At 62.7% G+C, this 19,313-nt stretch carries 19 protein-coding genes; 9 read left to right on the forward strand and 10 right to left on the reverse strand.

The features are described from left to right. Nucleotides 1-331 precede the first annotated feature (331 nt). Nucleotides 332-1,249 carry a LysR family transcriptional regulator gene (locus tag AC1DYW_RS23890; protein ID WP_477227841.1) on the reverse strand — a complete coding sequence of 306 codons (918 nt, stop codon included), beginning with the start codon at nucleotides 1,247-1,249 and terminating at the stop codon, nucleotides 332-334. A gap of 142 nt (nucleotides 1,250-1,391) precedes the next feature. Between AC1DYW_RS23890 and AC1DYW_RS23895 the strand changes: the two genes are divergently transcribed. After that, complete coding sequence (locus tag AC1DYW_RS23895; RefSeq protein WP_477228088.1) at nucleotides 1,392-2,027, forward strand: DsbA family protein; 636 nt, start codon at nucleotides 1,392-1,394, stop codon at nucleotides 2,025-2,027. Nucleotides 2,028-2,067: 40 nt separating this feature from the next. Then, nucleotides 2,068-2,679 (forward strand): NAD(P)-dependent oxidoreductase, encoded by a 612-nt coding sequence (locus AC1DYW_RS23900; protein WP_477227842.1) that lies wholly within the window; start codon nucleotides 2,068-2,070, stop codon nucleotides 2,677-2,679. Between the two features lie 64 nt (nucleotides 2,680-2,743). On the opposite strand, the gene AC1DYW_RS23905 is transcribed toward AC1DYW_RS23900, so the two are convergent. The 6 genes from AC1DYW_RS23905 to AC1DYW_RS23930 form a co-directional block, all read right to left on the reverse strand. Then, the gene (locus tag AC1DYW_RS23905) at nucleotides 2,744-3,286 is read right to left on the reverse strand and encodes an L-2-amino-thiazoline-4-carboxylic acid hydrolase (protein ID WP_477227843.1); all 543 of its coding nucleotides are present in this window, start codon (nucleotides 3,284-3,286) and stop codon (nucleotides 2,744-2,746) included. Between the two features lie 85 nt (nucleotides 3,287-3,371). Then, entirely contained in the window at nucleotides 3,372-4,148 is a 777-nt protein-coding gene (locus AC1DYW_RS23910; protein ID WP_477227844.1) for an ABC transporter ATP-binding protein, read from the reverse strand. Beyond that, nucleotides 4,145-4,960, reverse strand: coding sequence for an ABC transporter ATP-binding protein (locus tag AC1DYW_RS23915; protein WP_477227845.1), 816 nt, complete (start codon nucleotides 4,958-4,960; stop codon nucleotides 4,145-4,147). The genes AC1DYW_RS23910 and AC1DYW_RS23915 overlap by 4 nt, the downstream gene beginning before the upstream one ends. Continuing rightward, nucleotides 4,957-5,787: an ABC transporter permease gene (locus AC1DYW_RS23920; protein WP_477227846.1), complete on the reverse strand. Its 831-nt coding sequence runs from the start codon at nucleotides 5,785-5,787 to the stop codon at nucleotides 4,957-4,959. The genes AC1DYW_RS23915 and AC1DYW_RS23920 overlap by 4 nt, the downstream gene beginning before the upstream one ends. After that, nucleotides 5,784-6,770: an ABC transporter permease gene (locus tag AC1DYW_RS23925; protein ID WP_457151944.1), complete on the reverse strand. Its 987-nt coding sequence runs from the start codon at nucleotides 6,768-6,770 to the stop codon at nucleotides 5,784-5,786. Before AC1DYW_RS23925 ends, AC1DYW_RS23920 begins: the two co-directional genes overlap by 4 nt. A 282-nt stretch (nucleotides 6,771-7,052) precedes the next feature. Continuing rightward, entirely contained in the window at nucleotides 7,053-8,663 is a 1,611-nt protein-coding gene (locus AC1DYW_RS23930) for an ABC transporter substrate-binding protein (protein WP_477227847.1), read from the reverse strand. A gap of 372 nt (nucleotides 8,664-9,035) precedes the next feature. Between AC1DYW_RS23930 and AC1DYW_RS23935 the strand changes: the two genes are divergently transcribed. Together AC1DYW_RS23935 and AC1DYW_RS23940 are read left to right on the forward strand one after the other, a co-directional pair. After that, entirely contained in the window at nucleotides 9,036-10,226 is a 1,191-nt protein-coding gene (locus AC1DYW_RS23935; RefSeq protein ID WP_477227848.1) for a M24 family metallopeptidase, read from the forward strand. A 32-nt stretch (nucleotides 10,227-10,258) separates the two neighbouring features. Continuing rightward, nucleotides 10,259-10,939 (forward strand): DUF4304 domain-containing protein, encoded by a 681-nt coding sequence (locus AC1DYW_RS23940; RefSeq protein WP_477227849.1) that lies wholly within the window; start codon nucleotides 10,259-10,261, stop codon nucleotides 10,937-10,939. A 2-nt stretch (nucleotides 10,940-10,941) separates the two neighbouring features. Here AC1DYW_RS23940 and AC1DYW_RS23945 read toward each other — a convergent pair whose 3' ends face one another. The 3 genes from AC1DYW_RS23945 to AC1DYW_RS23955 are packed head-to-tail and all read right to left on the reverse strand — an operon-like array spanning nucleotide 10,942 to nucleotide 13,426. Further along, nucleotides 10,942-11,361, reverse strand: coding sequence for a cupin domain-containing protein (locus tag AC1DYW_RS23945; RefSeq protein ID WP_477227850.1), 420 nt, complete (start codon nucleotides 11,359-11,361; stop codon nucleotides 10,942-10,944). 3 nt (nucleotides 11,362-11,364) lie between these two features. Further along, nucleotides 11,365-12,219, reverse strand: coding sequence for a phosphoenolpyruvate hydrolase family protein (locus tag AC1DYW_RS23950; protein ID WP_477227851.1), 855 nt, complete (start codon nucleotides 12,217-12,219; stop codon nucleotides 11,365-11,367). A gap of 10 nt (nucleotides 12,220-12,229) precedes the next feature. After that, nucleotides 12,230-13,426: a Tm-1-like ATP-binding domain-containing protein gene (locus AC1DYW_RS23955; RefSeq protein WP_477227852.1), complete on the reverse strand. Its 1,197-nt coding sequence runs from the start codon at nucleotides 13,424-13,426 to the stop codon at nucleotides 12,230-12,232. A 110-nt stretch (nucleotides 13,427-13,536) separates the two neighbouring features. On the opposite strand from AC1DYW_RS23955, the gene AC1DYW_RS23960 reads away from it, so the two are divergent. From AC1DYW_RS23960 to AC1DYW_RS23980, 5 genes are all read left to right on the forward strand, one after another. Then, a complete protein-coding gene (locus tag AC1DYW_RS23960; RefSeq protein WP_477227853.1) occupies nucleotides 13,537-14,196 on the forward strand; it encodes a TetR/AcrR family transcriptional regulator in 660 nt (219 codons plus the stop codon). Between the two features lie 439 nt (nucleotides 14,197-14,635). Beyond that, entirely contained in the window at nucleotides 14,636-15,748 is a 1,113-nt protein-coding gene (locus AC1DYW_RS23965) for an ABC transporter ATP-binding protein (RefSeq protein ID WP_457154409.1), read from the forward strand. Between the two features lie 46 nt (nucleotides 15,749-15,794). Next, complete coding sequence (locus AC1DYW_RS23970; protein WP_477227854.1) at nucleotides 15,795-17,228, forward strand: ABC transporter substrate-binding protein; 1,434 nt, start codon at nucleotides 15,795-15,797, stop codon at nucleotides 17,226-17,228. Nucleotides 17,229-17,308: 80 nt separating this feature from the next. Next, nucleotides 17,309-18,370 (forward strand): carbohydrate ABC transporter permease, encoded by a 1,062-nt coding sequence (locus AC1DYW_RS23975; RefSeq protein ID WP_010911632.1) that lies wholly within the window; start codon nucleotides 17,309-17,311, stop codon nucleotides 18,368-18,370. A gap of 3 nt (nucleotides 18,371-18,373) precedes the next feature. Then, nucleotides 18,374-19,312, forward strand: a complete 939-nt coding sequence (locus tag AC1DYW_RS23980) for a carbohydrate ABC transporter permease (RefSeq protein WP_095084794.1) — start codon at nucleotides 18,374-18,376, stop codon at nucleotides 19,310-19,312. Nucleotide 19,313 lies beyond the last annotated feature (1 nt).

The raw sequence follows: 19,313 nt of genomic DNA on the forward strand, positions 1-19,313 counted from the left end.
CATAACCTGAAGGTCACAGGTTCAAATCCTGTCCCCGCAACCAAATTAAAACAGCCCGGCCAAGCCCGGGCTGTTTTTGTGTCCGGCCGACCGTGGCCATGGATTCGAACCCCTCAGGGGCCCGCAAGCAGGCATAGTCGACCCAGCCGGACAAATAAGACAAAGCCTGTCCCCGAAACCAAACGCCCGCCTGGCCAAAAGCCGGCGGGCGTTGCGCGTTTGGGACGCCTTGCCGTCGATTCTCCCATCAATGTAAGTTGTCTCTGACGTTTCCATGCGGCGGAAATTGCCCATCTGTTGCAGCGTCCTGCAACAGGTCGCCGAATAGGCGTCACGCCATGGTGCGGCCGCGCGATCGGTTTTTCTCGGCCGCGGCGAGCAAGTCGACGAAGGCGCGCACCTTGGCGGGCCGGAACCGGGCCGGCGGAAAGACGGCATGGATGCCGCCGGTGGGCAAGCTCCAGTCGGCAAACACCGGCACCAGTCGTCCCTCCGCGATATCGTCGCTGACGCTGTAGTCGGGAAATACGCCCAGTCCGATGCCGGCGAGCACGCAGGCATGGGCGGCGGGGCTCTTGTCGCACATGATGATCGGATTGAGTTCGGTCAGCACGGTTTCACCATCCCTGGAAAACAACCATTGGCCGATGCCGCGCAGCTGGGCGTTGCCGACCCAGGCCAGCGATCTTGCCTGGCGCGGGCTGACGTCGGGCGGCAGGCTTGCCGCGAAGGCGGGGCTCGCCACCACGGTCTGCCGTATCGTGCCCAGGCGACGCGCCTGGTTGGAGGAATCGGCGAGCCAGCCGACGCGGATGCCGAGATCGATCTGCTCGTCCACCAGATTGCTCACCGCGTCTTCGAAGATCGCCTCGACGCGCATATGCGGATAGGCCTTCAGATAAGCGGCCATGACCGGAGCCACCACCTTGGTGCCATAGTCGAGCGGCGCGGTCAGCCTCAGCGTCCCGCTCGGCTCGAACGCTCCGTGCGAGATTTCGCCATAGGCCGCCTCTGCCTCGCGCAGGATGATCATCGCGCGATCATAGAAGAGGCGACCTTCTTCGGTTGGCGTGACGCGCCGTGTGGTCCGCTGAAGCAGCGTTGCGCCCAATTCCTCCTCGAGCTTGCCGATCTGGTGACTGACGACGGCCTTGGCGACACCAAGCCGGTCAGCCGCTGCGGTGAACGAGCCGGTTTCCATCACCGTGGTGAAGTAGGCGAGCCGATTGAGGTTCAGAAGTTCGGCCAAAGCGACAGCCTTTTTGTCTGATTAGATCAGACAGTTTGTATTATTGGACGCTGTTTATCGCAAGGCTGTCGCCTGTCATGGATGCGCCAACACATTCGACCGGTCGGTGGCCGGCATTTCCGCACCAAGGATGGCAGCGATCTTGAGCAATTCAGAAGTGACCTACCTCTTCGATCCGCTCTGCGGCTGGTGCTATGGCGCCACCCCGATGCTGGACAGGCTGTCGGCCGGTGGCGTGTGCGTCGAGCTGCTGCCGACCGGCTTGTTCTCGGGTGCCGGCGCGCGTCCGATGGATGAAGGTTTTGCCGCCCACGCCTGGGCGAACGATCAGCGCATCGAGCGGCTCACCGGACAGAAGTTCACGCAGGCCTATCAACACAACGTCCTCAATGTCCGCGGCACCTTGCTGGACTCGCACGCCGCCACACTCGGCATCAGTGCTGCCGGCCTGGTAGATCCCTGCCGTAGACTTTTCGCGCTGAAGACGATCCAGCGGGCGCGCTATGTCGACGGCCGCGATATCGTGACGATCGACGGCGTTGCCCAGGTGCTCGCCGCCGCCGACATGAGGAGCGCGGGCGACCTGCTGAAGGCGCCGACGGAGGAGCTGATGACGGCCCACCGCGAGTTGGTCGGCCGTGGCCGCGCGCTGTTCCAGCGCCTGCATGCCGATGGCGTGCCCGCTCTGGCGGTCATGCGCAACGACGCGCCCCGGCTCATCGGTTCGAATGCATTGTTCGGCAGCTTCGACAACCTCGTCGCCCACATCGCGGCGTGATCCATCCACCAGCAATCTCCAACAAGGAAACGGAAAAGACATGGCAAAAGTCGCTCTCATCGGCGCATCAGGCGCTGTCGGTTCGCGCCTTCTCAGGGAACTCTCGGATCGCGGCCACACCGTCACTGGCATCGCCCGTAACCCGGAAAGGATCGCGGCGCTGCCGGGCGTGACAGCCAGGAAGGGCGATGTCTTCGACAAGGAAGGCCTCGCCAACCTGATCCGCGRCCATGATGTGGTGATCAGCGCCGTGCATTTTCTGGACAGCGATGCCGACGCGCTGATCGCTGCCGTGCGCGCCTCCGGCGTGAAGCGCTATCTCATTGTCGGCGGTGCCGGCAGTCTCGAAGTCGCACCCGGCAAGCGTCTGGTCGATACGCCGGAATTCCCAGCGATCTACAAGGCTGAAGCGCAGAAGGGCGCTGACTTCCTGGACAGGCTGAAGACCGTCGGTGACCTCGACTGGACGTTCCTGTCGCCGTCCGCCATGTTCATTCCTGGGGAGCGCACCGGCCAATTCCGTCTCGGCAGGGACACCCTTCTCGCTTCGGACAAGGGCAGCAGCATTTCGTTCGAGGACTACGCCATCGTCATGGTCGACGAGATCGAGAAGCCGGCCCACGTCAGGCAGCGCTTCACCGTCGGCTACTGATCGAACGAAGCCCGGCCGATCTTGTCAGGCTTCTTTCGAACAGCGTCGGCGTTGCCGACGTCCTTCAGTTCGGTGCGGCGCGTCCAGCATCGTCTGCCTCCTGATCGCCGGCCCTGTTGGTCAGCGCGATGTGGCAGCAGCCGGAGCCGTGGCCCGGCGTCCAGGTGACGTTGTCGAAACGCACACCGGTCGCCTCGAACAGGCCGCGGTCGAAAGCGCCGGCAATACGGCAGAGCGTGGCAAGTTTCTCGTCACTGAGCCCGGCCTCGACCCAGGCGTCCTTCAGCGGGCAGCGTCTGACCTTGAAGGCGATGCGGCTATCGCTGCGTTCGACATCGGTCGGATACATGCGGCCGCCGTCAGGGCTGATGGCCAGGAAGGCTTCGCCGATCGCGCGTGCATCGTTGGCGCCGAAGCTGGCGAAGGCGGCTGCGGCCACTTCCTTGCCGCGCTGTTCGATGGCGCGGATCATGATCGCTTCGGCTCGTTCCGCACCGAGCTCTCCAGTCAGTTCTTCGAGTAACAGACGATAGAGATCGGCGCGGTTGCGAAAGGCGGAATCGAGTTCGCGCGACAGCTTTTCGGATCTGGCTTCGGGGTCGGTCATGTTGGGTCCTGGTTTGTTGTTTGACCATGATCTTGTCCCGAAAACCGGATCCCACTTTTCGCTGGCGCGGTCCTTCGGTTCGGGGTCATGGTCGGATCCTGTTCAATCTTGGCGCGGCTGCCACCAGCGCCTTGCCGATGGCAGATTGCGGCGCGTCGATGACGGTCCGGGCATCGCCGCTCTCAGCAATTTGGCCGGCTTCGAGGAGGACAACGCGGTGGGCGATCGCCCGGACGACGCCGAGATCATGTGAAATGAAGACATAGGCGATCCGTTCCTGGCGTTGCAGGTCGAGCAGCAATTCGAGGATCTTCCCACGCACCGAGACATCGAGCGCCGACACTGCCTCGTCCAGCACGATCAGCGACGGCTTAGTCGCGATGGCGCGAGCGATGGCGACGCGCTGGCGCTGGCCGCCGGAGATTTCATGGATGGCGCGCGGGGCGACATCAGCGGTCAGCCCGACGCGCTCCAGCAAGGCGGCGATGCGGCGCGGGCGTTCGGCGCGGGCGGCGATTCCATGGATACGCAAGGGGTCGTCGAGCACGCGCGCCACCGTGGCGCGCGGGTTGAAGGCGGCAAGCGGGTCCTGGAACACCATCTGCAGGCGGGCGCGTCGCGCCCGCAATGCTGCGCCACTCAAAGCCAGGAAATCATTGCCTTCGAATTCGATACGGCCTGCATCCGGTTCGATCAGCCGCAGCACCAGCCGCGCGATCGTCGATTTGCCGCTGCCGGACGGTCCTGCCAGCGCCAGCGTTTCGCCGGGGTCGATATGAAAGGAGACATCGTCGACGGCGGCAATGGTCTTGCCGCCACGACGGTAGCTCTTGGTGAGGTTGGAAACCGTGAGCAAGCTCATGCGTCGGGCCCGGCTCGGTTGAGCAGCGGTGCGGCGTCGAGGCCGATATGGGCATCGAGCAGCGTACGCGTATAGGCTTGGGTTGGCGCACCAACGATCTGTGCCGTCATTCCGAGCTCGAGCAGTTCACCATGACGAAACACGGCAATGCGTTCGGCAAGCTCGGCCGCCAGCGCGATGTCGTGGCTGATGAACAGCAGCGTCATGCCGTCCTCTGCCACCAGCCGCCGGATCAAAGCGACGATCTCGGCCTGCACCATGGTGTCGAGCGCGCTGGTCGCCTCGTCGGCGATCAGCAATTTCGGACCCGCCGCAATCGCGGCGGCGATCGCCACTCGCTGCTTCTGGCCGCCGGAGAGTTGATGCGGAAAGGCCTGTAGGGCTGCGTCGGGGTCCGGCAGGCGGACGCGTTCAAGCAGGCTCTTTGCCTTCGCATACGCCTGCGGCCATGTCAGGCCGAGATGGGTGTATGCCACTTCCGCGATCTGCTTGCCGACAGTCATGACGGGATCGAGGCTGGCGGACGGATCCTGGAAGACGAAGCCGATGTCTCGGCCGCCGAGGGGCGCCTTGGCACCAGAGGATGGCGACGATGGCAAGTGCCAGCCGATGCGGCCTTCAATCCGGGAAGACCGCGGCAGCAGCCCGGCAATCGCCAATGCCAGCGTGCTCTTGCCCGAACCGCTTTCGCCGATGATGGCCAGGCGTTCGCCAGCGACGATGTCGAGGTTGATGGTCTTCAACGCCGCGACCTCGTTGCTGTCGCGGCGGTAGGTCACGGTCAGGTCGCGGATCGAAGCCAGTGCGGTCACGACAGGCCTCTTCTTACGGCTGTCGTTTCGACGATGCCTTCACCGGCGAAATAGACACCCAGTACCGTTAGCACCAGTGCAATGCCCGGGACGATCGACAGGAAGGGCGCGGTGCGCAGCACGGCGCGGCCCTCGGCGATCATGCCGCCCCAGGTCACCCTGTTGGGATCGCCCAGGCCAAGGAAGGACAAGGCTGCCTCGGTGAGGATCGCGGCGGCGACGATCACCGAGGACATGGCCAGCACCGGCGGCAAGGCGTTAGGCAGAACTTCGCGAAAAGCGATCGCCAGCGGATGCATGCCGATGACCCTGGCACCGGCAACATAATCGCGCTCCCGAATGGAGAGGACCTCGGCGCGGGCGACACGCGCGGGGCCGGTCCAGGTGCCGAGCGCGATGGCAATCACGACGATGCCGAGCGACGGTCCAACGACGCTGACGAAGGCCAGCGCCAACAGGAAGCTCGGCACGGTCTGGAAAGCGTCGGTGATGCGCATCAGCGCCTCGTCGACGAGGCCACCGGCAAAGCCGGCCAGCGTGCCAACCACGGAGCCGATGGCGAGGGCCGCCGCCGCTGCCGCCAGCCCAACGGCCAGCGAGGTGCGGGCGCCATGGAACAGCTCGGCCAGCACGTCACGGCCAAGCCGGTCGGTGCCGAGCGGCAGCGACCAGTCCTGAAACGGCGGCAGCAGTGCCGGCCCGGCGATGGCTTGCGGGTCGCCGGGAAACAGCAGCGCTGCCGACAGCGCCATGGCAATCAGCGCCGCCAGGAGGATGGCGTCGGCGACAGCCTCGGGTGTGCGCAGAAAACGTCTGACGGGGCTCATGTGCCGGCCTCGCCGGCGCCGACGCGCGGATCGAGAAAGGCATAGGCGATGTCGACGAGCAGGTTGATGACGATGACCAGGACGGCGCTGGTGAGGATAATCCCGAGCAGTAGCGGGGTGTCCCGCGCGGCCACCGCTTCCTGCGCCAGCCGGCCGAGGCCGGGCACGGAAAAGACGCTCTCGATGACCACGCTGCCGCCGAGCATCTGCGCCGATTGCAGCCCGAGCATGGTGACCAGTGGCAAGAGTGCGTTGCGGGCAACGTGGGCGAGGACGATGCGGCGGCGGGACAGCCCCTTGGCGCGGGCGGCCAGCACAAAATCTTGCCGCCAGACTTCTGCCATGCCGGCACGCATCATGCGCAGATAGAGCGCCAGATAGATGAAGCCTAGCGCCGAAACCGGCAGGACGAGGTGAATGGCGATGTCGGCGACACGGTCGAAGCCGGTCTTGTCCGACGCCAGGGTTTCGATGCCGCCGATCGGCAACCAGCGCAGGTCGACGGCAAAGACGACGATCAGCACCAGGCCGAGCCAGAAACCAGGCACGGCATAGAGCGCCAGCGAGCCGATCGACAGCAAGCGGTCGCGGACGCTGCCGGGTCTGGCGCCGGCGTAGATGCCGAGCGCCGAACCCAGCCCGAAAGAGAGCGCAGTGGCGCTGACCATCAGCAGCAGCGTGGTGGGCAACCGCTCGAGGATCATGTCGCGGATCGGCCGGGAGAACGTCACCGACTGGCCGAGATCGAGATGCAGGAGCGCCCAGAGATAGTTGGCCAGCCGTGTCAGCTCCGACTGATCGAGGCCCCAGCGATGACGCAGGAGTTCGATCATGCCGGCGTCGCCGCCGGTGGAGACGATGTAGGCGTCGACCGCATCGCCGGGCGCTGCTTCGAGCAGCAGGAAGGTGCCGACAACGACGATCAGCAGCACGAAGATGCTGCCGACCAGGCGACGACGGAGGAGAATGAGGGCGCGGGTCATGGGGATGACATGACGCCGTGCCGATTGAGAGAAGTGCGGTGTCTAGGCACCCCCCTCTGTCCTGCCGGACATCTCCCCCGCAAGGGGGGAGATTGGATGTCACCTCTGCTTTCGCCAATCTCCGATGTGGTCACGCAGAAAAAGAACCGCCGTCTGCGAAACCGCCGATCTCCCCCCTTGCGGGGGAGATGTCCGGTAGGACAGAGGGGGGTGTGAAGGAACGCGGCCTTCGGCCGTGTTTCAACACCGATTTCACCGCGAACTTTCATCCGCGCGACTGTGTCACGATTCCAGATAGGTGTCCGCCCAGTTCGACACCGCCCAGCGCGGGTTGTTGGCAATGTTGCCGACGGTGTCGCGCGCGACGCTGATGAAGCTCCATTCGGCGACGTTGATCAGCGGCAGGTCGGCGGCCACCTGTTTCTGGAATTCTTTGTAGAGGTCGGTGCGGGCAGCTGTGTCGAGCGTCTCGGATGCCTTGGCGATTAAGGCATCGAGCGCATCGTTCTTGTAGCCACCCTGGTTGGAGAACGGCACGCCGTCTGGAATGCCGCTCTGCACCAGGATGGTGGTCGAGATCGCCGGGTCGCCGCGGAACACCGGCGGCCCGACCGCGAGGTCGAAGGCGTGGTCGGTGTAGACGGCCTTGATGTGCGCGGCCGAGTCGTTGTTCACCAGCTGGGCATCGATGCCGATGGCGGCGAGCGCCTGGCGCAGATAGTCGCCGAACTGCTTGGTCTCGTTGAAGTAGGGCGCGGGCAAAAGCTTCAGCGAGAAGCGGTTGCCGTCAGCGCCTCGTCTGTAGCCGGCCTCGTCGAGCAGCGCGTTGGCCTTGGTGACGTCGAAGGCATAGGTCGGCACGTCGGCAGTGTAGAATTGCGGATCGTTCTTGGGCACCGGACCGGTGGCGGTGGCGGCATAGCCGAGGAACACCGTCTTGACGACGAAATCCTTGTCGATGGCATGCGCGATCGCTTGGCGCACCTTGAGGTCGGCCAGTTCCTTGCGGCGATGGTTGATCTCGACGACGAGCTGATAGGTGAGCCCCTCATAGCCCTTGGAGATCACCTTGAGGCCTGGCACCTTGGAGATGCGGTCGAGGTCGGCCAGCGGCACGGCGGAAAAGGCGGCGAGCTGGATCTCTTCGGCTTCCAGTGCACTTGCCGCCGACGTGCGGTCAGGCAGCACCTGATAGATGATCTCGTCGAGATAGGGCTCGTCCTTGCCCCAGTAATCCATGTTCTTCGTCAGCCGGTAGTACTGGCCAGCCTTGTATTCGCCGAATTTGAACGGCCCGGTGCCGATCGGCGCGTTGTTGGCCGGGTTGTCCTCGATCTTGCCCACGTCGTAGATGTGCTTCGGCACGACGCTGCTAAGTGCCGGCAGCGCGTTGCGGATCAGCTGGAACGGGGTCGGCTTGGCGAATTTGAACACGGCGGTGAGATCATCCGGTGTGTCGACGGCAGCGAGATCCTTGAACACGGTGCGACCGAGATTCTGCAGAGGCTTCCATACCTGCAATGCCGAGAAGGCGACATCGGCCGAGGTGAATGGCTTGCCGTCATGCCATTTGACGCCATCGCGCAGTTTGAACGTGACGGAGAGCCCGTCGGCAGCGCCTTCCCAGCTCAAGGCCAGCCGCGGCGCAAGCCCGTCCTTGCCGTCGAAGGAGGCTTCAGCCAGCGTTTCGACGATCTTGCTGGAGATGAAAAAGACGCCGTTGGAGGCGACGATCGCCGGGTTGAGGTTGCGCGGCTCGGAATCGGCGGCAAGCACCAGGCGGCCACCCTTCTTCGGCGTCTGCGCCCAGCCGAATGTCGGCATGGCGGTGGAGGCCAGCAGCATTGCCGAGCTGGCAAGCATCTGGCGTCTGGAAATCGTGAAACCTGACATGATCGAACTCCGTCCTCTCCGCAACCCAACCGGGTGCGCCAATCCCCTCGAACGTCGGCGAGCCCGCCAGCATCCTTGCGGTGGCGATTATGAGCCTTGCCGAGGGTTTCGCCAGAGACGGAATTGGCGCATCCTTGCTTGGCTTTGAAATTTTCGTCCGCTGGACCAGTTTGGAGGAAGCGGTTCAATCTGATCTATCTGGTAAGACCAGATTTCGTTGAATGCGCTGACATAACGTGATGGTGAGTTTGAAGCAGGCCATTTCGCGTGTTTCTGGCTAGACCAGAGCGAGCGAAATGGTGCAGATTTGATCCACAGCCAAGGGATCGGGAGCAAACGGCCGGCGATCTCGGGCAATTCAGGGAGAGAGAGATGAACATTGCTCAGGGCAAGAGTGCCGTCAGCAATATCCCGTTCGACCAGGCAAGGGTCGACCGGCTGATGGAGGAGGCCGGCATCGATGTGCTGCTGGCGACCTCCAAGCACAACACGCAGTATCTGCTGGGCGGCTATAAGTTCATCTTCTTCGCCGCCATGGATGCGATCGGCCACAGCCGCTATTTGCCTGTCGTCATCTATGAGAAGGGCGGACCCGACCATGCCGCCTATATCGGCAATCGCATGGAAGGCGCCGAGCACCAGAACAACCCATTCTGGACACCGACCCTGCACGCCACCTGCTGGGGCACGCTCGACGCAGCCAACCTCGCCGTCGAGCACCTGCGGAAGATCGGCAAAACGGGCGCCCGCATCGGCATCGAGCCGAGCTTCCTGCCGTCGGATGCTTACACGCTGATCCGCAAGGCATTGCCGGACGCCAAGTTGATCGATGCGACAGCCATGCTGGAGAGCATGCGCGCCATCAAGACCGATGCAGAGCTGGAGAAGCTGCGCACCGCTTCCGAACTGATCACCGATTCCATGCTGGCCACAATCGCCTGGGCAGGCGAAGGCACGACCAAGACCGAGATCATCGAGCAACTTCGGCGCGAAGAGACCAATCGGGGCGCGCATTTCGAATATTGCCTGCTGACGCTGGGCTCCAGCCATAACCGCGCCGCTTCACCGCAGGCGTGGAAGAAGGGCGAGGTGCTGTCGATCGATTCCGGCGGCAACTATCACGGCTATATCGGCGACCTCTGCCGGATGGGCATTCTGGGCGAACCGGATGCCGAACTCGAAGACCTGCTGGCCGAAGTCGAGGCGGTGCAGCAGGCGGCGTTCTCCAAGGTTAGGGCGGGCACGCTGGGCGGCGACATGATTTTGCACGCCGAGGGTGTGCTGAAGGCCTCGAAGGTCGCACCCTATACGGATTTCTTCGCCCACGGCATGGGACTGATCACGCACGAAGCGCCGTTCCTGATGACCAACCATCCGGTGACCTATGAAGGCACCTATGCGGCCAAGCCGCTGGAAAAGAACATGGTGCTGTCGGTCGAGACGACCATGCTTCACCCGACGCGGGGGTTCATCAAGCTGGAGGATACACTGGCGGTGACGGACACCGGCTATGTGATGTTCGGCGATCGTGGCCGAGGGTGGAACAGGGGTGGGGTCTCATAGACGCTGGTTTGATCGCCTGAGCAATCACTAAGATGGATCAGGAACCGCCAAGGCAAGTCTTTCTCGACGCGTGTTGCGAGATTTCTTCTCGGCTTGAATCTGTTGGATTTCGCTTTGCAAAAAGCGGTCCTCATGCAAGTCGCCGCGCCGGCGACTGGACATTCAAAATTTCCTTTCAGTCAAACTATCTGAATGTCGGCGGCGAGTATGTCGAACTCGTCGTGCATGCGTCGGTATACAACAAGGCAATAAGGGAATGGGATGAACGCAACGGTTGGCCGGCCAATGCCAGCGATTGGATAGCCGGAGGACAGCTTGGCAATTTGCGCCCCCCGCATCACTGGCGGACATGGAACATCGCAAACCCGCTCACTCGTCAGGCTGAAATCGCGAACATCGTTGCCAACGTTCAGGCGACTGTCCTGCCGTTCTTTGAGCGTTTTGGTGCTCCACGCAAACTGGCTGAACAGCTCGCGCATTCTGAAGTCCCAGGTTTCCTGTTCCCACAAAATGCTGTTCGATTTGTATTCTGGCAGCTTGGTCCAGAGGCAGCGGAAAACTGTATGTCCTATTGGGTCGCGCGCCTACAATCGTCGGATGCTTTCCGATCAGAACGCGACGTCCCCACTCTGCGGGATAGGCTCGCTGCGGGAAGCGATGCCAACAACCTGGCAAGGGTTGCTCGTGCGATGAAGATTGGTCTCAGCCTCTGACGTTAGTCCTTCCCACCCGGCAGCAGCCTGAAATCCGGCAGCTCGCGCAGCACCAGTTCCGGCCCGGCTGGGGAATAAACGACGAAAAGCTGCATTGGCCCATCGCCGGTGTTGAGCGTCGAGTGGAAGCGGCTTTCGGGCACGTAGATGGTGCAGCCGGGGCCGACCTTCTCGACCACCGGATTGCCCTTCTCGTCCTCGACCATCTGCTCGCCGTTGCCTGAGATGACGAAGATGATTTCCTCAGCGCCTGGATGGTTGTGGCGTGTGTGGCCCTTGCCGGAGGGCAGGTCGACGACACCGCCGGAAAAGCGCGTTGCGCCATTTACTTCGGGCGCCACGGTCAGCGCCAGCTTGCCCCAGTCGAAGCCGAAGGCACTGACGTCCTTGGGGTAGACAAACATCTTGCTCTTGTCGGTCATCTCTCATCCCTTCTTTTTCTTCTGGTCATGAAGCGAGACGGCCTTGAAATCAGCCGTCTGTTTGGCGATCGCGGCTTCCGCCGGCAGCCGTTCCATCGAACTTGCGCCATAGAAGCCTTGCAGGCCCTTGCAGCGGTCGAGGATATAGCGCGCGTCATCCGGCATCGAGATCGGTCCGCCATGGCAAAGCAGGATGACATCCTTGCGCACCGAACGGGCCGCGTCGGCAATGGCATCGATCTCGACAACGCAATCGTCGAGCGACTTGGCCGAGGTGGCGCCGATCGAGCCGCCGGTCGTCACTCCCATATGGGCGACGACGATGTCGGCGCCGGCTTTTGTCATGGCGCGGGCCTCATCGGGGTTGAAGACATAGGGCGTGGTCAGCAGGTCGAGCTTATGCGCCTCGGCGATCATCTCGACCTCGAGCCCAAAACCCATGCCGGTCTCCTCGAAGCTTTGCCGCATCTGACCGTCGAACAAGCCGATGGTGGGAAAGTTCTGCACGCCGGAAAAGCCCATCGTCTTCAGCTCGGTGAGAAGCAGCGGCATGATGACGAACGGGTCGGTGCCGTTGACGCCGGCCAGCACCGGCGTCTTCTTGACCACCGGCAGCACCTCATAGGCCATCTCCTTGACGATCTCGTTGGCATTGCCATAGGCGAGCAGGCCGGCGGCCGAGCCACGCCCTGCCATGCGGTAGCGGCCGGAATTGTAGATGATGATGAGGTCGATGCCGCCGGCCTCCTCGGCCTTGGCCGACAGGCCGGTGCCGGCGCCGCCGCCGACAATCGGCACGCCCTTGTCGATCATTGCCCTGAACTTCTTCAGTATGTCCTTGCGCGGTATGGCGGGCATATCTTGGATCTCACTGTCTGGCGATGTCGAGAAAGGCCGCAACCGCTGCCTTGGCGAATTCGGGATCGTTGATGTGCAGCGGCAGGCGCGTCACGCGGCGCATGTCGTTCGGCTGGATGGTGCGCTCGATGGCTTCGAACAGAACCGCGTCGGCCTCTGGATCGAAGAAAGCACCGCCTTCGATGTCGAGCGCCGAGACACCTTTTTCCGGAATGAGGACATGCACCGGCCCCTCGCAGAGGGCGAGCCTGGTGCCGATCCATTCGCCGATCGCGCGGCATTCCTGCGCCGTGGTGCGCATCAGCGTGACGTTCGGATTGTGTTCGTACACCAACCGTCCGCGATAGTGTTCCGGGATGGTCGACGGCGCCCAGAAGTTGACCATGTCGAGCGCGCCGACCGAGCCGACATAGGGCAGCCCGGTGCGGGCGATCGCACCGAAACGATCCTCGGTCGCCGGCAGCACACCGCCGAACAGCAGGTCGCAGACCTCCGTCGTGGTGATGTCGATGACCCCCGACAACAGGCCGCTGTCGGCCAGCTTCTCCATGCTGCGGCCGCCGGTGCCGGTGGCGTGGAAGACCATGCAGTCATAGGTCGAGCGAAGCTGGTCGGCGATGGCGGTCACGCAAGGGGTGGTAACGCCGAACATGGTGAGGCCGATCGACGGTTTGCCATCGGCCGGCGGCGCCGGCCTGGCCGCCATGCCTGATATGGCCTGGGCGGCGTTGTGCAGGACGACACGGGAGATCCGGTTCAGCCCGGCCATGTCGGTGACCGATGGCATCATGACGATGTCGGAGACATCGACATAGGGCGCGGTGTCGCCGGAGGCGAGCGTCGAGACCATGATCTTCGGCAGGCCGAGCGGCAGCGCGCGCATGCCCGACGTGATGATCGAAGTGCCGCCGCCACCGCCAATACCGATCATGGCGGCGATGTCGTTTCGCGATTGGACAAAGCGGGCGAAGGCGATGCCCATGGCGGCGACCGCAGCGCCACGGTCGTTGCCGCCGAGCACGGCGTCACGACCGCCGGGGTGATGGCCGGCAATGTCCTTCGCCGTGATGTCCACGGCGATGGTTGCGTCACGCGTCCCGACATCGACGCGCGAAATGATGGCGCCCGTGGCGGCTATCGCATCCGCCAGGAAGGCGAGTTCCTCGCCCTTGGTGTCAGCCGTGCCCACCACATAGACGCGCTTCATTGCGTTCCCCAATCCAGGCCGGCGCAACGCTGCGCCCCTCCGCTCATTGCCAGGCCGCTCGACGATGCGAAGGTCATTGCAAATTTTTGAGACGCGCGTATCGTATTGACATGTATGTCTCACGTCAACAATCGACAGCAGGCGAAGACGCCGAGCGGGGTAGCGGCCAGGCGCTGGAGCGTGGGCCCCGCGCGCGCACGAAACGGCTTATGCTGGAGACGGCGACAAGGCTGATGCAGGCGGGTGTCACGCCGTCGGTCAGCGAGGTTGCCGAAGCGGCAGAAGTCTCCCGCGCCACGGCCTATCGCTATTTCCCGAGCCAGGCGGCGCTGGTCCACGCGGTGGTCGACGAAGGGCTAGGCCCGATACTCGAGTGGCGATCCGATTCGTCCGATGCCGAACGCCGCGTGGCGGAGTTGATAGACAGCGCGATGCCCCGCATCGAGGCCTTCGAGGCAACGTTCAAGGCAGCGCTGAAATTGTCGCTGGACCAGTGGGCGCGCGGGCAGGCAGGCACGCTGGGCGGCGAGCCACCCTTCACCCGTGGCCATCGCATGGAGCTGCTGGAGGATGCGCTTGCGCCACTGAGGGGTGAGCTGCCGCCGCGCGAATTCGAGCGCCTGGCGCAGGCGCTGTCGCTGATTTTCGGCGTCGAACTGCTGATTGTGCTGAAGGACATCTGGGGCCTGGACAGCGGCAAGACCCTGGCCGTCGCCCGGTGGGCGGCCTCAGCGCTGGTGCGCCAGGCGCGACTCCGGACGCCATCCTGACCAGGGGTGGTGGCGGCGTGAGTTGGGCATGGAGGAGGGCTGGACGAAGGCGGATGCAGGATGTGAGACTTCTCCCGACGCGGACCGGATTGGGGGGTCGTCGAGGGCAATCCGGGGCGGTCGCAGCGGTAGCTCGGAGCGAATCTGGTTCGACCAGATTTGAAGGTCGGCGATTTCAGTGATTTTGGGGATTGGCGTTTTGCGAATGGGATGAAGGTGGAGAATTGCCAAAAATGAAGGAAATACCAACATATAGCGGACGTTTTCAGCTTATTTTGGTGACGGCAAATTTTAAGAAAGCGCTTGACGAGCATCTTAAATTGGTAATACCAGATTAGGAAAGAAAAGGCGGATCGGGAATGACAGCCGCAGTGCATTTCGGCAGGGCGAGGAGGATCACACGGATGGCGCGTGTTCCGTCCGCACGAGGTGGCGCATCGTGACGCAGACGTCGCCTCGCGCCAGTGCCGGCAAGGGGATTGCGCTGCGCCTCGATGGGCTCAGCAAAGCCTATGGATCCGTGCGCGCCATCAACGACCTGAGCTTCGCCGTCGACGAAGGCCGCTTCTTCGTACTCTTCGGGCCGAGCTCGGTTGGCAAGACGACGACGCTGCGCACTATCGCCGGCCTCGTCCAGGCCGACTCCGGCACGCTTGAGATCGGCGGCCGCGACATGACCCATGCGCCGATCGCCGGCCGCGGCATCTCGATGGTCTTCCAGTCTTTCGCGCTTTACCCCCACCTCACGGTCTACGACAATCTCGCCTATCCGCTGCGCGAGGAGAAAGTCGCGCGCGCCGAGATCGACAAGCGGGTGAAAGAGACCGCCGAGATCCTGAAGCTGACACACCGCCTGAAGGCCAAGCCGGCAACCCTGTCCGGCGGAGAGCAGCAGCGCGTCGCGCTCGGCCGCTCCCTGATCCGCCGGCCAAAGATTCTTCTCCTCGATGAGCCGCTCACCAATCTCGACGCCAAGCTTCGGCACGAGACGCGCGCCGAGCTGAAGCGGCTGCACCGCCAGTTCGGCATGACCGTGATCTATGCCACGCCCGACGAGCTCGAGGCTCTCTCGATGGGCGAGACGATCGCCGTCATGCGCGATGGCGGCATCGTCCAGATCGGCACGCCGGACGAGCTTTACGAACAGCCGATCCATACCTATGTCGCCAGCAAGATCGGCTCGCCGCACATGAATCTGTTCACGGCCTCGGTGCGCGCCGACACCAGGTCTTTCGACACGCCGCTCGGGACACTGGTTCCGGCGACGGCGCCAAAGACTGCCGATGCCGGCGAGGCCGCGCTGATCGGCATTCGCCCGAGCGACATTCGGCTCGCCGCCAAGGGCGAAGCCGGGGTTGCCTCGAAGGTGCATCTGGTCGAACCGCTCGGCGACATCACGATCGTCTCGGTCGAGGCCGGCGGCGAGATGTTGCGCATGGTGCTGCCGGAAGCGATCGCCGCCAGCATCAGGACCGGCGATTCGGCATCGATCGCCATCGATAACAGGAAAATCCACGTCTTCCGCGCCGTGAGCGGCCAGGCAATGACCTGACGCGAACGGCGAGAAGCAATCCGGTTAACCAAGGGAGGAAACGCGAATGACGGCGATGACCAAAGTGAAAGGGCTAGCGACAGCCGCAAGCTTCGCTGCCACGCTACTGGTGGGAGGCGTGACCTATGCCTCTGCCGAAGAAGTGACGTTGACGATGGCGGTGCCGGATTGGCCCCCGACCCGCATTATGAAGAAGTTCTTCGACGAGCAGTACAAGCCCAAGTCTGGCAATACCGTGAAGCTCGATGTCGACTTCATTCCGTGGCCGGATTTCTACACCCGCGTCAATGCCTCGTTGACCTCGGGCGAAAAGAAGTACAACTTCATCGTGTCGGACTCGCAGTGGCTGGGCGCCTTCGTCGAAGGCGGCTACTTCCGCAAGATCAACGATCTCATCGATGCCGACCCGGAACTCAAGGCGGCGATGGAGTCGATGCATCCCGCCGTGCTCAACGCCTACTCGACCTATCCCAACAGCACGCCGAACTACTACGGCTTCCCGCAGTTCCCGGACGTGCTGGTCACCTACGGCCGCAAGGACGTGCTCTGCAACGACGACGAGCAGGCCGCCTTCAAGGCGAAGTACAATGAGAAGCTGCCCTGCACCGGCGAAGAAATCGACGCCATGGACTGGAACACGTTCGAGCATGTCGGCGAATTCTTCCAGCGCAAGAAGGGCGACAAGCTCGCCGGCCAGGTGCTGGATGACGATTTCTACGGCATCGCCTATCAGGCAGGCAAAGGCTACGACTTCTCGACGAGCTCGGTCCACACGTTCGTCTGGGAGCATGGCGGCGGCATCTGGGATGAAACCAAGGCCCCGACCGGACATGCCGAAGGCGTCGTAAACTCCCCGAAGTCCATCGAGGGCATGGAGCATTTCCTCAAATTGCTGAAGTACATGCCGCCGGTGGTCAAGACCGGCACCATGGACATCTTCGTCTCGGACCAGTTGTTCCGTGAAGGCAAGGTGGCCATGAACATCGACTGGATCGGTCTCGGCGAAGCCTCGCTCGATCCCAAGACGTCGAAGGTTGCCGACAAGCTGGTGTTCGGATTGGCGCCAGGCCTGCGCGGCCCCGACGGAAAGGTGAATCGTACGTCACAGATCGGCGGACAGCCTTTCGTTCTCACCACCTGGACGACGCCTGAGCAAATCAAGGAAGCGGTGGGCTTCGTGAAGTGGTGGCTCTCGCCCGATATCCAGCACCAGTTCGCCGCCGCCGGCGGCCAGTCCGCGATCAAGTCGGTCTACAGCGATCCGAAATACGTGACCTATCGTCCGTGGGACCGCGCCTGGGCGAACTCGCTCGACTGGCAGAAGGACATGTGGCACGTGCCGCAGTTCTTCGAACTGCTCACCCAGCAGCAGGATCAGTACGACCTAGCCATCACTGGCAAGCAGGACGCCAAGACCACCCTGGATAACATCGCCAAGTTCCAGGAGGACCTCCTGAAGAACGCTGGCCTTATCCAGTAACCTTCCAACATAGCTGCGGGGAGCGGGCAAAAGCCGCTCCCCATCATTGCCACGTCAGGCGCTCCATATTTCGGACTCTCATGACCGCTGTTTCAAGCACGCTGCTGACACCACGCCTTACCGCGGTTGTTGCCCACAACTGGAAACTCGCCATCGCTGTCGCTGTCGTCGTGTCGGCCATATCAATGGCGGGCTTGCCGGCGGCTGTCTCCTTCTGGGTGGTGGGCGCCGCGGCGGCGTTGGTCGCGGCCGCATTTACCGTCAACGCGTATCGCCGCCACTACTTCGGCGCCCTGCTGGTCGCTCCGGCAATCGCCGTTCTGTTTGTGATGAATATCTTCCCCCTGCTGTGGTCGCTGGGCCTTTCGTTCTTCGCCTACCAGGCAAACCAGCAGACGATCCGCTTCGTCGGACTCGGGAACTACGTCCGGATCCTTACCAACGATCTCGCTGCTCACGCGACTTGGGGCGCGCTGATCAATACCGCCATGTTCGTCGTGTTCACCGTCTCCGCGCAGATGATCGTCGGCTTTCTGCTGGCCATCCTGTTCGCCAAGCAATTTCCGCTGCGCAAGTATTTGTTGATCCTGGTGCTGACACCGATGATGCTTTCGGTTGTCGCCTCTGGCGTGTTCTTCACCTACTACTATGACCCGACATTCGGGATTCTCAGCTACGTCATCAATTCCATCTCCGGCAACCAGTTCATCCTGATGAGCAACAAAGTCGGTGCCGTGGCGGGAATCGTTTTCGCCGACGCATGGATGTGGTCGCCCTTCGTCATGCTCCTTGTGCTGGCGGGCCTCGTCTCGGTGCCGAAATACCTTTACGAGGCCGCTGCCATCGACCGTATTTCCAGCTGGCGGCAATTCTGGATGATCACCTTCCCCTACATCCGCGGCCTTCTGATGTTGGCCCTTCTCTTCCGCACCATCGAGGCATTCAAGCTGGCGGATCTCGTCATCCTCCTCACCAAGGGCGGCAACGACACACTGACGATCTCCTATCACTTGATCCGCATCGCCAACGAGCAGAACAAGACGAGTGAGGGCGCGGCGATCTCCTATCTGATGCTGTTCATGGTGATCGTTCTCACCAACCTCTACCTGTACCTCGCAAACCGCCGTACGAAGGGAGCCTGACCCGTGGCCGAATCGATATTGGGAAAGCTCGGCTTCGGCAGGGCCAGCGGAGTAGACAAGGCCGGCTGGGGGCGGACGCTCGCCGTGGCCGTCGTCGCCTTTATCTATTTTCTGCCGGTGCTGTTCATCATATTCACCGCCTTCAAACCGCAGGGCGACGCGCTCCTGGTGCCTCCGACGCTGTCGCCCACGTCGCTGTTCGGCTTGATTCCGGACCATTTTGTATTCAAGCCCACGCTCGAAAATTTTGGGTCCGTCTTTTCCCGCTCGATGACGCCGGACGGTGCCCCGGAAGCGACAGGATTCGACCGTTATTTCTTCAACTCGATCTTCATCGCCTCGGCGTCGGTGCTGCTGGCGCTGGTCATCGGCACCCTGGCGGCCTTCGGCTTCTCGCGCTATCCGCTGAAAGGCAATGACACCTACCTGTTCATCATCCTGACCACGCGGATGCTGCCGGCGATTGTGGTGATCATTCCGGTGATCCTGATGTTCCGCGTAGTGGGCCTGTCGGGCTCGTATCTCGGCATCATCATGCTCTACACCGCCTTCAACCTGGCCTTCACCATCTGGATGATGAAGAGCTTCTTCGATGAATTGTCGCCAGACGTCGAGGATGCCGCCCGCATCGACGGATCGTCCGGAATGCGGGTGTTCTTCAAGATTTGCCTGCCCCAGGTCATTGCCGGGCTCGCCGCCACGTTCGTGTTCGGCCTGATCCTCACCTGGAACGAGTTCCTCTTCGCCCTGTTGCTCTCGGGGCCTGACACGAGAACGGTCCCGGTCGCCATGAACCAGGCCGTGTCGTCGGGTGGACGCGGCACCGACTGGACTTTGCTTGCCGCCATCGAAACCCTGTTCCTCGTCCCAGTCTTTCTGGTCACCTTCTTCTTGCAAAACCATCTGTTGCGCGGCGTTACCTTCGGCACCGTGAAGCGCTGAG

The sequence above is a fragment of the Mesorhizobium sp. P2_D5 genome, assembly GCF_056404355.1.

Coding starts and splice junctions, on each gene's coding strand:
- AC1DYW_RS23935 (WP_477227848.1), top strand. CDS start 9,036: ATGAACATTGCTCAGGGCAAGAGTGCCGTCAGCAATATCCCGTTCGAC.
- AC1DYW_RS23945 (WP_477227850.1), bottom strand. CDS start 11,361: ATGACCGACAAGAGCAAGATGTTTGTCTACCCCAAGGACGTCAGTGCC.
- AC1DYW_RS23905 (WP_477227843.1), bottom strand. CDS start 3,286: ATGACCGACCCCGAAGCCAGATCCGAAAAGCTGTCGCGCGAACTCGAT.
- AC1DYW_RS23925 (WP_457151944.1), bottom strand. CDS start 6,770: ATGACCCGCGCCCTCATTCTCCTCCGTCGTCGCCTGGTCGGCAGCATC.
- AC1DYW_RS23910 (WP_477227844.1), bottom strand. CDS start 4,148: ATGAGCTTGCTCACGGTTTCCAACCTCACCAAGAGCTACCGTCGTGGC.
- AC1DYW_RS23960 (WP_477227853.1), top strand. CDS start 13,537: ATGTATGTCTCACGTCAACAATCGACAGCAGGCGAAGACGCCGAGCGG.
- AC1DYW_RS23975 (WP_010911632.1), top strand. CDS start 17,309: ATGACCGCTGTTTCAAGCACGCTGCTGACACCACGCCTTACCGCGGTT.
- AC1DYW_RS23950 (WP_477227851.1), bottom strand. CDS start 12,219: ATGCCCGCCATACCGCGCAAGGACATACTGAAGAAGTTCAGGGCAATG.
- AC1DYW_RS23920 (WP_477227846.1), bottom strand. CDS start 5,787: ATGAGCCCCGTCAGACGTTTTCTGCGCACACCCGAGGCTGTCGCCGAC.
- AC1DYW_RS23970 (WP_477227854.1), top strand. CDS start 15,795: ATGACGGCGATGACCAAAGTGAAAGGGCTAGCGACAGCCGCAAGCTTC.
- AC1DYW_RS23930 (WP_477227847.1), bottom strand. CDS start 8,663: ATGTCAGGTTTCACGATTTCCAGACGCCAGATGCTTGCCAGCTCGGCA.
- AC1DYW_RS23940 (WP_477227849.1), top strand. CDS start 10,259: ATGGATCAGGAACCGCCAAGGCAAGTCTTTCTCGACGCGTGTTGCGAG.
- AC1DYW_RS23955 (WP_477227852.1), bottom strand. CDS start 13,426: ATGAAGCGCGTCTATGTGGTGGGCACGGCTGACACCAAGGGCGAGGAA.